The following is a 14,883-nucleotide window of genomic DNA, read 5'->3' on the forward strand; positions in this document are numbered from 1 at the left end:
TTTATTATCGATTTACTTATAGGCTTTTTTGAGCATAGCAATAATAAAAGCTGTTCTTTATTTTACTAAATAAAAAAAATTAAAAAATATAATAAAAGGAGATTTTTTAATGATACCAATAATAACGGGCTTTTTGTCCAAAATAAACAAAAAAATCATTATAGCAGTCATAATGGTTTTGATAGTTTCTATTTTTATAGTATTAATAGCTGCTAAAGACAGTGAAATACATAAAAAAGAAAAAGAGATCGCACAGTATCAGGAAGATATTAAGGGCTTGGAGCTTAATAATCAAACGCTTCAAAATGAGATACTGTTTATTAAAGAAAATGAAAAGCTTCAAAACAGCTTTAGTAATTCTAGTGTTATGATAAAAAATATAGATAAAGAATTACTGACAAGGAAAGAGCATGAAACATTTAATAATATATCTAATAATTTTTATAAGTACTTTAATAATATTAACTTCATGTCAGGCTCAGGTAAAATATGTAAAAATACCTCTTTCTACTCCTCCCGAAATATTTATAATCAAGTCTGTAACAAATCGGCAGGATTTAATGAGAAGATATCAGGAAAGCATTATAAAAATAGGCGAATGGCAGCTCTGGTACAATATACAAGCAGGCACAAATTATTACTTATATAAAAAATAAATAATATTTATACAGCTGCTTTTACCTCCGTGCAGCAGCTGTATGAAAACATCCATGTTTTTAGGAGTTTTATATGGCTTTAAGTAAACCTAATGAATATAATGAAGTACCAGCTCAGCAAGGAGAAGCAACTGTATATGCCGAAGATATTAATCAAATAATATCAAATATAGAAAAATTAAAAGGCGGTCAGGCTAATGAAGCTCCTATTTCTAATATTAAAGAATTAAAAGAGCATTTGGATAATTTAGAACAAGGAGCAGGAAGCGGAGGAAATATAGATAATATTCCGGCTGATAAAGTATCTTTTAATAATGATAATGCTAATTTAGATTTTTCTTCAAAGTATGATTTTCCTAAATTTAAAAATGAACTTAAAGAAATATATGAAATAAAATTAATAACTGATTATTCAATAAATAATGTTTCTCATATAGATGAAGTGCAGGATGTTTATACTCTTATATTAGAAAAGAATACTGATAAATATATATTAAAAGGAAACTTGAATTATAATAATACAAGCCAGTATACTAGTTCACTTAATTTTTATATAATATCGATAGATGGTAATAATGATTTCGGACATATAATAAGTGAAATGTTTCAATTTATAAATAGTGAGAGTAATGCAAAAGAAAATGAAATACTAATAGAAGGACTTAATAATTTTAAATATGCTTTTGGCTTTTACTATGCTATTCCTATTTTTCAAATAAAAAAGCAGGATAATTCTAACTTTGAAGAAAAAGAATATACGATTAATATAGAAATACAATTAAATAATATTAAAAATAATCAAGAGTTTATTCCTATAGCTTGCGGTACGTCAGAACTTTCATTTTTGAAATTAAAAAATATTAATGGGAAAGCAGCTATAATTGGAGAAACAATACAAACATCTGCTGATAGTAGTTTTATATTATTTTCTCATTTTGCTTTAGAAAATTATTTTGATATAAAAACTGATCAAAATGACAGCTATTATATAGAAGCTAATAATAATATAACTTCTAATAAAAATAAATCTTTGAAATATTATATAAGAAAAGAAATAACTGATGGTTCAGAATTATCTCCTATATATGCCAATATACCTATAACTTTTTATTACTTAGAAATAAAACATTCTGATGATACTGATATAGAATATAAAGAAAGACTTACATTTAATTTAACAGCTCCAAAAAATGCCGATGTTCCCAAAATAGAGAAAGAGGCGAATATTCAAAATGCTATAGAAATATTAAGCAGTCAGATAAAATATTTAATGCTTAATTTAGGAATAGGAAGCTCAAAAACTTATTTTGAAAAAACAGAAATTGATATAGAGGCAGGAGGAGAAGTACAGCATATAACTGCAGAAGCCTTAGAAGATGTTTCAGGACTTTATTTAGAAAAAAAATATGATGGTTCTTATTATATAAAAGGAAGCTTGAAAATCAGTACATCTGCATTAGAGCAAGCTATATTTGCTGTAAGAGTGAAAGCCGAGAGTTTAGAAAAATCAAAACTTAGAACTATGATTAATGATCATTTAAATGGAATTATTGTATATATTATCTATAAGGATAATTATATATACTGCGTATTTGCTCTTCAGCAAATAAGTGAAGATAGATATCAAAAAATAAATGAATATAAAATATATGATCAAAATATATTATCTCCTTTTGATAACGATATTATTACTGCTTCAGGAGTTATAATAGAAGAGCCTTTCGGAATATATTTGGTAAATGGAAAATATAAATTGAAAGGAAAAATCAGTATGGAAAGTCCTCTAGCATATTTTCAAACTATGGCTAATGAAGATATAAAACTATTTTTTGATAATGAATATAACAATGGAGATTTTATGCTGCAATTAGGAGAAACTCAAATCGGCAATACAATGATAACTTGCGGATTTATTAGTGAAGGCAGTAATCGTATTTGCGATATAGAGTGTCCTAAGCAGCCCAGTTTATAATAAATATAGTAAGGAGTGATATAAAAATATGTTTAAATTAATATTAATTTTTTTAATAGGTGTTATGGTACTTTTTACTTTCATTGGAATAGTAAAATACTATAACAAGTTTATGAATGAGAGCGAAGGAACTTTTACTGAGAGGTTAAAAGCTCTCATAAAAAACAAAACGTCAATATATTATTTTATTAAATTAACTTACGGATGTGTGATGTTTTTTATAGCTGTAATTTGTTAGGACGCATTATGAACGTATTAAAAGATTTACTTTTTATTATATATAAAAAAATTGTCCGCTTTAAGTATCTGCTTGATAAATCAAGCAGATGCTCCCAATTTTTTATTTTTAATTTTTTTATATTAAAAAATTATTACAGAGGTTATTTATGTTCAATAGCTTTAAAGATTTAATTTCATGCTCAAAGACTGGGCATTTATCATCTATGCGTTTAATAAGTTTATTAGGTTCAGCGGTTATGCTTGTTTGTATAGCTTTCTTAGTTTTTTCTAAAGATGTTAGGCTTGGTGAAGCTCTTCCATTTTTGATGGGAGGTTTGCTTGGACTTGCTGGATTTAAAAGTTATCAGTCAAAGTTTGAAGGCGATAAATAATATTAACAAATCATTTACCATTTTTTTCTCCTAACAATAAAATGTTTTAAGGGCGGAGCTTAAAAAGTTCCGCCCTGTTTTTTATTTATTTTTTATTAAAAAATATTTCATAATAAAATATTGGTTTATTTTTAATATTTAATCTCATTTCAATATTGCTGTTATTAATAACTATTAAAAATATTATTATGCTTGCTATAAAAAATATTAATGATATAATAATATTGTTTACTATTTTTAAAAACAGCATTATACTATTTTTATTGATCATAATGCTTGTCCTTTGTGTTATGGTTTTTGAGGGTAAAGTTTTGGGGACTTTACCCTCTTTTTTGATTTAGGCTTATTATTTTTTGTATATTTCATTCATATACATTTTATGCAGTTCTACTAAATACTCGCTTACTCTCATATTCAAACTGTCAGCCTCTATATATTCACCTAAAGACATATTGTACTTTCTTGCATAGTCTTTCATTTCATTAATACACTCTTCTGAAGCTGTAAAAGCCCAGTGTAATTTTTTTTGGTGCTTTTTTTAACTCTTCTTTTTTTCTAATTCATTAGTCATATACAACTCCTTGATATTATTTATTTTAATATTATAATTTTTAGTATCAGGCATACTTGCAGTGTATGCCTGATAGAGAACAAAGTTTTATATTGTTCATTCTTTAAATATGTCTATTAGAGCAATTACGGTATTGGCTATAACAAATATTGCTCTAATAGCTTTTTCTAAATTAAAAGTCATAATTTACCTCCTTTTTTATATGGAGGGATAAAATGAAATATAAAAAATAAGGGCGGAGCTTAAACTCCTGCCCTTGAAAAATTGAAATATAATTTATGAGTTTTTAGAAATTAATATAAATGAATTTTAAACTTTTTCATAAAAATAAGCAATCAATATGAATAGCAAAAGAATTACTCACATACTATTTTTTATTTTTTGACGGGTATATCATAACAATTCCATTCTTTTTATCTTCTATTATCATAGCTGCTATTTTTTTTATTTTATTATTATCATCAACTTTTACTGCAAGTGTCATAAATAAACCATGACTGTATCCTCCGTTAGATTTTATCATATAAACTTTATGTTTATCATTGTAATATATCTCTTCGCTTCTTTGAAGTCTCCAGCATAAACCCTTAAAAATATCTGACAAAACAGGATATATTTTTTTCTTTTCATTTAAAAAGTCTATAACATTAGTTATATCTATTTCCCATATTATTGACATTCTGATAAAGCCTCTTCTATGTTTTTTATATCATTCTCATCTATTTCACCAAGCTTGTCAGCATGAACTGTATATAATGGAATTACTTCTCCTATATCAGCCATTTCCCATATTTCATTATGTGTAGTTTCGCTGATTTCTTTAGCAGTATAATCATTACATATATGATAATTATTATAGCTAATAGCATCAACATCCTGAGCGGTTAATTTAGTTAAATCAGGATCATTTAAACTTACAAAAATAGTTTGTTCATAATGCCCATGACGAACTTTATGAATTGCTATTTTCTTTTCATCTTCCAGCTCTTTTAATATTTCAAGTATATTTTTAGGTACTGGTCCGAATTGCCTTTTTATATATTCATCATTTGTTATTGATTTACCTGTATTAAAAAACATATCTGAATCTGAATAGAATAATATCTTATTTAATTTTATAGAACCTAATTTTATAGGATCATCGCAGCTTGCTATTATATAATGAACTGCAGCTTTATATTTTTCACTATCAAGCATTTTATTACCTCCTCAGAATAATCGGCAAATATAGTCTAATATATTTATATCTTATTTTCAATATATAAAAAATATTTTTTTCTTATATAAAAATATTTAATAAAAAAATTATTTAAGACGATAATAATTATATCTAAGAAAACAACTCTATTCTTTTTCAAAAGTCAAGCAAATTTTTTAGAATAAAAAATGGAGTTGTTTTTTTATGCTTAATGCTGAAAAATATAATCTTTATGATTATTCCAAAGATGTCAATTTTATTCTTCAATTTGCTGATTATCTTTCTATAGATAAAAGCCCATCAACTGTAAAAACATATAAAAATAATATTATATATTTTTTCAAGTTTATAATTAAACAAGATAATGATTATTCTATTTTTTCTGAAAAAGATTATCTCTATATTTGCAGTACTGAAGTTTTATACCAAAATATAAATAAAGAATTATTAGAAAAATATATATCATATCAAACAGAAATTAAATTATCATCTGACATTATCAACTGCAGAATAAATGTTGTTAAAAGTTATTTAAAGTTTTTGCATAAGAAAAAAATAATAGAAGCTAAAATATTGATAGATACTTTTGATGATATAAAAAGACCTAAACCAATAATAAAAGAACAGCTAGTAGTAAAAGCAAATCAAACTTTAGATATTATAAAAAAAATAGAAAGAACTTCAAAAGACAGTTTTACAAATCAAAGAAATATTTTAATGATGCTTTTAATGTCAAACACAGGCATTCGCAGAAAAGAAACTGCAGGCATAGATATTAGAAATATTAATCTTGAAAACAAAACTATAACTATTTATAAAACCAAAGGAAGCAAGCCCCGCATAGTTGTTTTTTCTGATATGATTAAAGATATATTAATTGATTATATATCAGAGCGTGATGAGATATTAAGAAAAAATAAAATAAAAGAACAGAATAATCTTTTTATTAAAAACAATGGACATGATTTAGCAATAGAAACTATGACTATGATTATGAGAATAATATCAAAAAGAAATAAAGTAAAAATAACTTGCCATTCTTTTAGGCGAGGGTTTGCAACTGATATGGCAGAGAGCGGAACAGAAACTTATTTAATAAGCAAGATGATGGGACATTCAAACATTAATACAACAACAAGCAGATATATTTATGTGCTTATGAATATGATAAAAAATGCAATGAGTAATCACCCATTCAATAAAGCAAATACAGAAAAAATAAATAGAGATAATGAAATCAAAAATATAAAAAATGATTTTCAGGAAAATATAACAAATACGCTTAATACAATAGTGATAAAAATGAATGAGCTTAATAATAGGATTGATAAACTGAGTACAAAAAATGTATAGCTAAACTATGTATTTATACTATACCGTGATACTGTATAATAAAATATAAACAAATTTATATTTGCAGACGCTTTTTTAAAAAAAATGATGTCAGTATGAATTTTTTTAAAAAATAAATAAAGAGCGGCTTATATTTCCTTATATTTTTTTACTAAGAGTATATAAAAAATAAATTTATAAGGAGTGCGGAATGCAAAAATTAAAACCTGTTATCAAAGAAGAAAAAAATATAGGAATAACTTTGAGAGTTACAAAGACAGCATTTCAAGAAATGAAGAAAGAGGCTGGCAGTTTGAATATGAGAGTAAGCGAGTATTTATTAGAACTGCATAAAATGTATATCAATGAAGTAAATAAAAAGTAATCAGCCTAAATAAAAAAAGAGGGTAAGGTTTTAGCAGAACCTTACCCTAAAATCATAACACAAAGGACAAGCATTATGATTAATAAAAATACTATAATACTGTTTTTAAAAATAGTAAACAGTATTATTATATCATTAATATGTTTAATAGCAAGTATAATAATCTTTTTAATAGTTATTAATAACTGCAGTATTGAAATGAAATTAAATATTAAAAACAAACCAATATTTTATGAAATATTTTTTTATAAAAAATAAATAATAAAGGCTGGAACTCTGCCAAGTTTCAGCCCTGAATCCAACATATTAGGAGGTCTAATATGCAAGACACTATATTGTTTTTAGTTTTATTAATCTTGCTTATACAAGAAATAAAAAAATAAGCAATATACAGTGTAAGGTTCTGCCAAACCTTACACTTGAAAACATCATTTTAAAATGGAGTTAAAACAATGTTCAATATTGATATCAAAATTATATTACTATTTTTAAAAATAGTAAAGTACATTTTAACTTTTTTCATCAAAATAATCAAGTCTGATTAAAAAATCAAAATATATATCAATATCAAAAATCATTAGAGAATATAAGCTCATTAAAAATTAAATCAAAACTTTTTGATTTAACTTTTTATAATTGATTTCTTGATTTTGTATAAGATTAGCATTTTGTCAGACTAACATTTTAGCAGGCTCATTAAAAAAATTGTATGAGATTAGCATTTTGTTAGACTAACATTTTAGCAGGCTCATTAAATATTTTGATGTTAGTTGTTTCTATAAAAAGGCGTTTTGTAATGCTGATTTATGCTGTTGCGATAACATCATCAAAAATTGAGTTTTGATTTTTGATTTGAAGGGCTTTATTTGAAGCGTAGAGGCTTGTTTTCGGGGCTTTTTTAGGTTTAATATAGATTTATTTGTATGCCTGATTAAAAAACTTCAAAAACTAGGCTTTTTTTATAAATACTAGATAACTATGTTTTCTAGTTTTTTTATTTTTAAAACCTTTAAATCAAAAAGAAAGTTTAAAAGTAGGTAGTAGTAGTAGTTAACTACTACTGCAAGAAACGTGCCAATTAATTTGACTACTACCACTACTACTTTTTTACTAAAATTTATTTTATTAAAAATTAATTTAAAAAATTTTTGTATTTTGTTGACTTTAAAATTATTTTGTGTATATTAGTAATTGACAAGCAAAATTATAAAATGCTATCAAAACAAAAGCCTGAGAAACTTTTGCAGCATTGTAAGGAAAGAAAATATGAAAGCGGATAGAGGTATAATACTATCTTTTAAGGAGCTGTATGCTCAGAAGAAAAATAATAGTAATTGTTCTTTAATTTTAATAAGCTCGAAATGCGGTACAAGTGTGAAAAACTATCTCTCAAATAGTTTCTTTCCTGCTTGTATTTTGCTTGTCAATAAAAATAAAGCCTTGTACCGCTTTCTTATAGATTTTAAAAAATTCGTTAAACTTTTAACTTTATCAATTTTAAATAAGCATTAGTATTCAATCATACTAAAATTATATTACAGTAAATTTAAACTAACAAATTGTTACAGTTTTAATATCAAATTATTTTTTCTTTTACTTAAATAAAAGAATCACTCAAAAAAATCTGAACCCAATATTTACTTCCATTATGCTCATAAACTCCAACACCAATAGTAGTATAATAATCAGCTAAAATATTATCTTTATGTCCCTGAGAGTTCATCCAAGCATTCATAGCTGAAGAAACACTTTCTCTCATAGCAACTATATTCTCGCCTCTAACATAAGCCCCTGAATTAAATCCGTATTCATCAAGCACAGTATCCCATTCTCTTCCGTCAGGTCTTACATGATCATATTTCTCTACTATTTCTTTAGCTCTTTGGTTGGCAGCTTCACATAATTTGGCATCTAATTTATACTCTGTAAGTCCTGCTTTTACTCTTTCTTGATTAACTAAATTAAATACTTCCTTGGCATCTGCACTTATTGATGTGTTATTATTGGAATTATTATTAGAGTTATTGTTGTAATTATTGCCGGGATTAGTAGTATTGTTATTACAAGACATTATAATCAGCAATAAAAAAATTAAAATATAGTTTTTCATTTTACACCTTTGTTTTATTCGTTTAATTTTTAATATAACAATTTTATTAATAATGTGTAATATTAAAACAAAATTATTTAAATGCCGTACTTGAATTTTTATAGATATATGATATATTCAGTTTTTATGAAACATATTATTTATTTTTTACATCATGATAATATTTAAAAAGAAATTTTCAAAGAATACAGTCTTCTATAAAAGGAAGAGGTATTCTTTTTTTATATAAAAAATATTTATAAAAATAAAGGTTCATAAAATGTTTTTAGAAGACGGTATTATAATAAATAATATACAAATATCAAATGATAAGTATCTGCTTAGAATAAAATCAAAAGAAAGCTATAAACATTCAAAAGCAGGACAATTTTTCATGCTTAAAAGCAATACTTTTTTAAGACGTCCTATAAGCCTGCATTATATTGATAATGATATACTTGAATTTTATTATCAGGTAAAAGGCGAAGGTACAGAGTATTTATCAAAATTAAAAGAAAATGATACTATTAGTATTCAAGGACCATTAGGCAATGGATTTGATACAAATATCAATAATAAAAAAATATTAATAGTAGCAGGAGGAATGGGAATAGCACCTATTAAACTTTTAATAGAAAAATTAAACAATTCCAACAACTCTATAACATTGATAATTGGCGGTGCTGATTCAAGTGCAATAAAAATAATGGATAGATTCAATACCAATAATATTGATTTACATATTACAACTGATGACGGTTCTGTCGGTGATAAATGCAATACAGTTGATAAAACCAAAGAATTATTAAAAGAAAAAACTTTTGATATTATATACACTTGCGGCCCTACTGTTATGATGAAAGCTTTAATAAAAGTTGCTAAAGAAAATAATATACTTTGCTATGCTTCACTTGAAGAGAGAATGGCTTGCGGAGTTAATGCATGCTTAGGATGCAATATAGAAATAAAAGATGAAAAGTCTGGATATACACTTAAAAAAGTTTGTCATGACGGCCCCGTATTCAATGCTGAATTATTAAACTTTTAAATTATAAAATATATGGATAAATTTATGAGCAGATTAAATATAAATTTTTTAGGAAAAGAATTAAAAAATAATGTTATAACATCTTCAGGCTGTTTCGGATTCGGTGAAGAATACAGCAATTACTTTGATGTTAATGAACTTGGAGCAGTGAACTTAAAAGGCATAACATTAAATAAAAAAGACGGAAATAAAGGTACTCGTATAGCAGAAACTCCTTCAGGTATGATAAACTGCATAGGACTTGAAAATCCGGGAATAGAATATTTCAAAGATAATATAATAAAAAATATAAAATATTCTACGCCTATAATATTAAATATAAACGGTGCCACTATAGATGAATATGTAAAAGTAGCTGAAATAGCAAATGAAATAGAAAGAGTTGATTTTATAGAGCTTAATATATCATGCCCTAATGTGAAAAATGGAGGAATGGCATTTGGTGCAAGCTGTGAAAGTGCCGAGTCTACTACAAAGGCCGTAAAAAAAGTTCTTAGCAAAAAGCCTTTAATAGTAAAATTATCTCCGAATGTTACTGATATAGCAAGCATAGCAAAAGCAGTTGAAAATGCAGGTGCTGATAGTGTATCACTTGTAAATACATTCTTATCTATGAAAATAGATACTAAAACTAGAAAACCATTACTTGGAAATGTATTCGGAGGATTATCTGGTGCATGCATACGCCCTATAGCTGTAAGAATGGTTTATCAAGTATATAAAGCTGTAAAAGTGCCTATTGTTGGTATGGGCGGTATCACTAATTATAATGATGCTTTAGAGTTTATACTTGCAGGAGCTTCTTTGGTTTCTATAGGAGCTGGAATATTCTCTAATCCTGTACTTCCTATAGAGGTTATCAATGTAATAGATAATTATCTTAAAGAGAATAAAATAGATAATATAAAAGATATAATAGGTGCGGCACATTTATAACTTTATCAAAATATTTAAGTTTTAAAATATAATAAATAATTTGATTATAAAAATATAAAGGATAAATTATGACAAAATTAACTGAAAACCCAAAAGAAAGATTAATTATAGCATTAGATTTTAATTCTATGGGAGAGGCTACCAAACTTATAGATGAGCTTGGAGATGAGGCTGTATTTTATAAAGTAGGACTAGAACTCTTTTTATACACTAAAGGTGAAATAATAGAATATTTAGCTAGTAAAAATAAAAAAGTATTTTTAGACTTGAAATTCCATGATATACCTAATACTACAGCTATGGCTTCATTATTCGCAGCTAAACAGAATGTATTTATGTTCAATGTACATACAAGCGGCGGTAAAAAGATGATGGAAAAAACTGTACAAGAGATAAAAAAACTTAATAAAGATAATTTAATAATAGGCGTAACAATATTAACAAGCCTTTCAGAAAATGATGTAAAAAATATGTTCAGTTCTAATTTACCTCTTACAGATTTAGCAGTTAATTGGGCTAAATTAGGAAAAGAATCAGGACTTGATGGTGTTGTATGCTCTCCTAAAGAAGCAGCAGTAATAAAAAGAGAATGCGGAGAGAATTTCAGAACAATTTGTCCGGGTGTAAGACCTAAATGGGCAGGCACTGATGATCAGGAAAGAGTAATGACTCCTAAAGAAGCTATTGAAAACGGATGTGATTATCTTGTTGTTGGAAGACCTATTACAAGAAATGAAGACAGAGTAAAAGCCTGCAAAATGATTGTTGAAGAAATTGCTGAAGGTATGGAGAACAATAAAAAAGCAAAATCAAAATTAATAGCAGGTGCTTTATTAGAAACTAAAGCAGTTAAACTTAATGTTAAAGAGCCTTTCACATTTGTATCAGGAATAAAAAGCCCTATATACTGCGATAATAGATATGTAATAGGATTCCCTGAGGCTAGAAAGGTTATAGTTGATGCCTTTGTGAGCATTTTGAGAGATAAAGACTTTGATGTTATAGCTGGTACTGCCACAGCAGGAATACCTTGGGCTTCTTTCATAGCTTATGAACTTAATAAACCTTTATGCTATATAAGAGCAGAGAAAAAAGAACATGGAAGAGGAAAACAGATTGAAGGCGCTGAATGTAATGGTAAAAAATTAATATTGATAGAAGATTTAATTTCTACAGGAGGAAGTTCTATAAAGGCATTTGAAGCTGCTAAAGCTGAAGGAGCTATAGGACTTGAAATTATATCAATATTTACTTATGAATTTGAAAAAGCATATAAAAACTTTGAAGAAGCAGGAATTAAATTCTCATCTCTTTCTAATTTCTCATCTCTTATGGAAATAGCTAAAGATGAAAAATATATAACAGAAGAAGAATTATCTAAGGCTTTGGAATGGAATAAAAATCCTGATGCTTGGGGTAAATAAATAAAATTTAAATAAAATAAAAGCAAGGGATTATCCCTTGCTTAAAAAATAATTACTTGATAAGTTTTCTCATATATCTGAAGAAATCTTCTTTTTCTTTAGGTGAAATCATACATGTATTCAAAAATACTTCCATAATTTCCTGATTAACACTTCCCATAGCAGCTTTAACAGCTAAAGACTGATTAAGTATATCGCCGCAATATTCTCCTTTGGCAAGCATTTTTTTCATTCCTTTAATCTGACCTTCGATTCTGTTTAATCTTATAATAAGTCTTTTTCTTCTCTCAACAGCCTCTTCTCTGTCAAATTTAGAAACTTTGTTATTATCTCCAAAATGTTTATTCCAAGCCTTCAATCCGCCTTCTAATATATAGAGATTCTTAAATCCCTCTTCTTTCATATATTCCGCTGCTTTTATACTTAACTTACCAATGGAACAATATAGTAAATATGGAGCTTCTTTGTCTAATTTAGATATTTCTCTTTTAAACACTCTTGGCTTAAGGAAATCCATAGAAATAGAATCTTCAATCATACCCTCATAATTATGTTCCATCTCCGTTCTGACATCCAATATTACTATATTATCTGTATTATTGATAATTTCATCAGCCTCTGAAGGAGATAATATTTTTAAATCATTTTCTATTAACATATTTCATCCTTGTTAAAAGTATATATCTTTTCTTATATTATATAATAAATATAAAAAAAATAAAATTATAAAATCTTTTTTTAAGAAAAAATTTGAATTATATATATTATTAACAATAAAAAGAGCCATTTCATAAAAAACGGCTCTTTTATTATAAAGGTATACAAATATAAAATTATCCGAAATATCCTGTTAATATAGGTTTTCTTCCAGTGCTTTTATCATTAAAATATTCATATTGTGATAATCCAATAAATCCGCCTGAAACATTAACAACATTATTGAATCCGATATTTTGAAGTATTTTGCATGCTGTATAGCTTGTTAAGCCTGTTTTACAAGTTATATATACTGTTCTGTCTTTAGGTATTTCATTATATCTGCTTCTTAAAGCTCCAAGAGGTATATTAACAGCTTTTTCTAAATGTCCTACTGCAAAATCTTCAGGCATTCTTACATCTAGGAAATAAGCATCTTTTTCAACCAATTCTCTAACTTGACTATAATGAACTTGCTTATAATCTCCGTTTCTCAAATTGGAAGCAACATAACCCGCAAAATTAACTACATCTTTAGCAGTACCGAATGAAGGAGCATAGCATAATTCTAAATCTTTAAGATCATCTATAGTGCCGCCGAATTTTATGATAGTAGCTATAACATCTATTCTCTTATCAACATTTCCTTTACCTATAGCCTGAGCACCTAATATTTTACCTGTAGGTACTTCATATATAAGTTTGAAATGCATTAATCTAGCATTAGGCATAATTGATACACCATCAAAAGGAATAATCTCTACAGTATCATAATCTATATTCAAATTCATAGCTTTAATGAATCCTTCAGAAAGTCCTGTAGAAGCTCCATTATATCCGAATACTTTAATAACTGATGAACTTATAAATCCTCTATTATCAACTGTTCTTCCATTGATATGATCAGCAACTGCCCTAGCCTGTTTTTGAGCAGGTCCAGCTAAAGGAAGTCTGTAATAATCATTGAATAAAGGACTATATACCTCTATAGCATCTCCCACTGCATAAATATCTTTATCATTAGTTCTGTAAGTAGAATCTACTTTTATAGCTTTAGTTTTTCCTAATTCTATACCAGCTTTAACAGCAATATCAGTTTCAGGAGCTACACCTATAGCAAGAATAACAGCATCAGCCTCTATTTTTTTACCTGAAGCTAAAATAACTGTATTTGTATCGAAGCTATCAACTTTATCATTAACTATTAAATTAACTCCATTGTCCATAATTTCTCTATGAAGAATTTGAACCATATCATAGTCAAAAGGCTTCATTATTTGAGGCAATGCTTCTATTATAGTTACATCATATCCTACTTTTTTCAAATTCTCAGCCATCTCAATGCCTATAAATCCGCCGCCTATAACAGACACTTTAGCATTTGGTTTTCCATTGAGGAAATTATGTATTTTGCTTATATCAACAACATTTCTTACAGTAAATACATTAACTTTTTCAATTCCTCTAATAGGTGGTACTATAGGTTTAGCACCCATTGAAAGTATAAGTTTATCATAGCTTTCTCTATACTCTCTGCCTTCAGATACAACTACAACCTCTTTATTTTCTCTATCTATTGCAACAACTTCGCTATTAACTCTTGCATCTACATTAAACTGTTTTAAAAATTTCTCAGGATTCATTAAAAGTAAAGTTTCTTCATTAGGTATAAGTCCTCCTACATGATAAGGAAGAGAACAATTAGAGAAAGATACATGAGGACCTTTTTCAAACATTATTATTTTATCTTCTTCATTTAATCTTCTAAGTCTTGCAGCTGCAGAAGCTCCGCCTGCAACACCGCCTACTATTAATATTTTTTTCATAGTACAAAACTCCCAGATAATATTTTATTTTAATAATATACCTAGTATATGTATTATTAAAAAATAAGTCAATATTTTTAAACAAAAATATAACAAAAAATATTATTTTACTATATTAAATAATATTGCTGTAATAATA

16 protein-coding genes are annotated in these 14,883 nt (G+C 26.7%); 9 read left to right on the forward strand and 7 right to left on the reverse strand.

From position 1 onward, the window contains the following. Positions 1–109: 109 nt before the first annotated feature. From Q0K19_RS00005 to Q0K19_RS00015, 3 genes are all read left to right on the forward strand, one after another. Positions 110–649, forward strand: coding sequence for a hypothetical protein (locus tag Q0K19_RS00005; protein ID WP_297244386.1), 540 nt, complete (start codon positions 110–112; stop codon positions 647–649). 80 nt (positions 650–729) lie between these two features. Next, positions 730–2,628: a hypothetical protein gene (locus Q0K19_RS00010; protein ID WP_297244388.1), complete on the forward strand. Its 1,899-nt coding sequence runs from the start codon at positions 730–732 to the stop codon at positions 2,626–2,628. Between the two features lie 386 nt (positions 2,629–3,014). Beyond that, positions 3,015–3,239, forward strand: a complete 225-nt coding sequence (locus Q0K19_RS00015) for a hypothetical protein (RefSeq protein ID WP_297244390.1) — start codon at positions 3,015–3,017, stop codon at positions 3,237–3,239. Between the two features lie 85 nt (positions 3,240–3,324). On the opposite strand, the gene Q0K19_RS00020 is transcribed toward Q0K19_RS00015, so the two are convergent. The 4 genes from Q0K19_RS00020 to Q0K19_RS00035 form a co-directional block, all read right to left on the reverse strand. Beyond that, a complete protein-coding gene (locus Q0K19_RS00020) occupies positions 3,325–3,510 on the reverse strand; it encodes a hypothetical protein (RefSeq protein ID WP_297244391.1) in 186 nt (61 codons plus the stop codon). Between the two features lie 75 nt (positions 3,511–3,585). Beyond that, on the reverse strand, positions 3,586–3,717 hold the full coding sequence (locus Q0K19_RS00025; RefSeq protein ID WP_297244393.1) for a hypothetical protein: 132 nt from the start codon (positions 3,715–3,717) through the stop codon (positions 3,586–3,588). Positions 3,718–4,177: 460 nt separating this feature from the next. Beyond that, entirely contained in the window at positions 4,178–4,489 is a 312-nt protein-coding gene (locus Q0K19_RS00030; protein WP_297244395.1) for a hypothetical protein, read from the reverse strand. After that, positions 4,480–5,007, reverse strand: a complete 528-nt coding sequence (locus tag Q0K19_RS00035) for a Panacea domain-containing protein (RefSeq protein WP_297244397.1) — start codon at positions 5,005–5,007, stop codon at positions 4,480–4,482. Before Q0K19_RS00035 ends, Q0K19_RS00030 begins: the two co-directional genes overlap by 10 nt. A gap of 205 nt (positions 5,008–5,212) precedes the next feature. Between Q0K19_RS00035 and Q0K19_RS00040 the strand changes: the two genes are divergently transcribed. From Q0K19_RS00040 to Q0K19_RS00050, 3 genes are all read left to right on the forward strand, one after another. Continuing rightward, positions 5,213–6,361, forward strand: a complete 1,149-nt coding sequence (locus Q0K19_RS00040; protein WP_297244399.1) for a site-specific integrase — start codon at positions 5,213–5,215, stop codon at positions 6,359–6,361. Between the two features lie 190 nt (positions 6,362–6,551). Then, the gene (locus Q0K19_RS00045; RefSeq protein WP_270000317.1) at positions 6,552–6,725 is read left to right on the forward strand and encodes a hypothetical protein; all 174 of its coding nucleotides are present in this window, start codon (positions 6,552–6,554) and stop codon (positions 6,723–6,725) included. Between the two features lie 1,266 nt (positions 6,726–7,991). After that, positions 7,992–8,237, forward strand: a complete 246-nt coding sequence (locus Q0K19_RS00050) for a hypothetical protein (RefSeq protein WP_297244403.1) — start codon at positions 7,992–7,994, stop codon at positions 8,235–8,237. An 85-nt stretch (positions 8,238–8,322) separates the two neighbouring features. Here the strand turns inward: Q0K19_RS00050 and Q0K19_RS00055 are convergent, their stop codons facing one another. Next, complete coding sequence (locus Q0K19_RS00055; RefSeq protein ID WP_297244405.1) at positions 8,323–8,796, reverse strand: CAP domain-containing protein; 474 nt, start codon at positions 8,794–8,796, stop codon at positions 8,323–8,325. A gap of 298 nt (positions 8,797–9,094) precedes the next feature. On the opposite strand from Q0K19_RS00055, the gene Q0K19_RS00060 reads away from it, so the two are divergent. The 3 genes from Q0K19_RS00060 to pyrF all read left to right on the forward strand — a co-directional run bounded on the left by Q0K19_RS00060 (position 9,095) and on the right by pyrF (position 12,222). Then, a complete protein-coding gene (locus tag Q0K19_RS00060; RefSeq protein WP_297244407.1) occupies positions 9,095–9,862 on the forward strand; it encodes a dihydroorotate dehydrogenase electron transfer subunit in 768 nt (255 codons plus the stop codon). A 24-nt stretch (positions 9,863–9,886) separates the two neighbouring features. Beyond that, entirely contained in the window at positions 9,887–10,798 is a 912-nt protein-coding gene (locus Q0K19_RS00065) for a dihydroorotate dehydrogenase (protein WP_297244410.1), read from the forward strand. Between the two features lie 68 nt (positions 10,799–10,866). Next, complete coding sequence (gene pyrF, locus Q0K19_RS00070; RefSeq protein WP_297244412.1) at positions 10,867–12,222, forward strand: orotidine-5'-phosphate decarboxylase; 1,356 nt, start codon at positions 10,867–10,869, stop codon at positions 12,220–12,222. 52 nt (positions 12,223–12,274) lie between these two features. Here pyrF and Q0K19_RS00075 read toward each other — a convergent pair whose 3' ends face one another. Together Q0K19_RS00075 and Q0K19_RS00080 are read right to left on the reverse strand one after the other, a co-directional pair. Beyond that, positions 12,275–12,880 (reverse strand): metal-sensing transcriptional repressor, encoded by a 606-nt coding sequence (locus Q0K19_RS00075; protein WP_048593763.1) that lies wholly within the window; start codon positions 12,878–12,880, stop codon positions 12,275–12,277. Between the two features lie 175 nt (positions 12,881–13,055). Continuing rightward, positions 13,056–14,744, reverse strand: coding sequence for an FAD-dependent oxidoreductase (locus Q0K19_RS00080; RefSeq protein ID WP_297244417.1), 1,689 nt, complete (start codon positions 14,742–14,744; stop codon positions 13,056–13,058). Between the last annotated feature and the right edge of the window lie 139 nt (positions 14,745–14,883).

Source organism: uncultured Brachyspira sp. (assembly GCF_944393015.1).
Classification (GTDB): domain Bacteria; phylum Spirochaetota; class Brachyspiria; order Brachyspirales; family Brachyspiraceae; genus Brachyspira.

Coding starts and splice junctions, on each gene's coding strand:
- Q0K19_RS00005 (WP_297244386.1), top strand. CDS start 110: ATGATACCAATAATAACGGGCTTTTTGTCCAAAATAAACAAAAAAATC.
- Q0K19_RS00010 (WP_297244388.1), top strand. CDS start 730: ATGGCTTTAAGTAAACCTAATGAATATAATGAAGTACCAGCTCAGCAA.
- Q0K19_RS00015 (WP_297244390.1), top strand. CDS start 3,015: ATGTTCAATAGCTTTAAAGATTTAATTTCATGCTCAAAGACTGGGCAT.
- Q0K19_RS00020 (WP_297244391.1), bottom strand. CDS start 3,510: ATGATCAATAAAAATAGTATAATGCTGTTTTTAAAAATAGTAAACAAT.
- Q0K19_RS00025 (WP_297244393.1), bottom strand. CDS start 3,717: ATGAAAGACTATGCAAGAAAGTACAATATGTCTTTAGGTGAATATATA.
- Q0K19_RS00030 (WP_297244395.1), bottom strand. CDS start 4,489: ATGTCAATAATATGGGAAATAGATATAACTAATGTTATAGACTTTTTA.
- Q0K19_RS00035 (WP_297244397.1), bottom strand. CDS start 5,007: ATGCTTGATAGTGAAAAATATAAAGCTGCAGTTCATTATATAATAGCA.
- Q0K19_RS00040 (WP_297244399.1), top strand. CDS start 5,213: ATGCTTAATGCTGAAAAATATAATCTTTATGATTATTCCAAAGATGTC.
- Q0K19_RS00045 (WP_270000317.1), top strand. CDS start 6,552: ATGCAAAAATTAAAACCTGTTATCAAAGAAGAAAAAAATATAGGAATA.
- Q0K19_RS00050 (WP_297244403.1), top strand. CDS start 7,992: ATGAAAGCGGATAGAGGTATAATACTATCTTTTAAGGAGCTGTATGCT.
- Q0K19_RS00055 (WP_297244405.1), bottom strand. CDS start 8,796: ATGTCTTGTAATAACAATACTACTAATCCCGGCAATAATTACAACAAT.
- Q0K19_RS00060 (WP_297244407.1), top strand. CDS start 9,095: ATGTTTTTAGAAGACGGTATTATAATAAATAATATACAAATATCAAAT.
- Q0K19_RS00065 (WP_297244410.1), top strand. CDS start 9,887: ATGAGCAGATTAAATATAAATTTTTTAGGAAAAGAATTAAAAAATAAT.
- pyrF (WP_297244412.1), top strand. CDS start 10,867: ATGACAAAATTAACTGAAAACCCAAAAGAAAGATTAATTATAGCATTA.
- Q0K19_RS00075 (WP_048593763.1), bottom strand. CDS start 12,880: ATGTTAATAGAAAATGATTTAAAAATATTATCTCCTTCAGAGGCTGAT.
- Q0K19_RS00080 (WP_297244417.1), bottom strand. CDS start 14,744: ATGAAAAAAATATTAATAGTAGGCGGTGTTGCAGGCGGAGCTTCTGCA.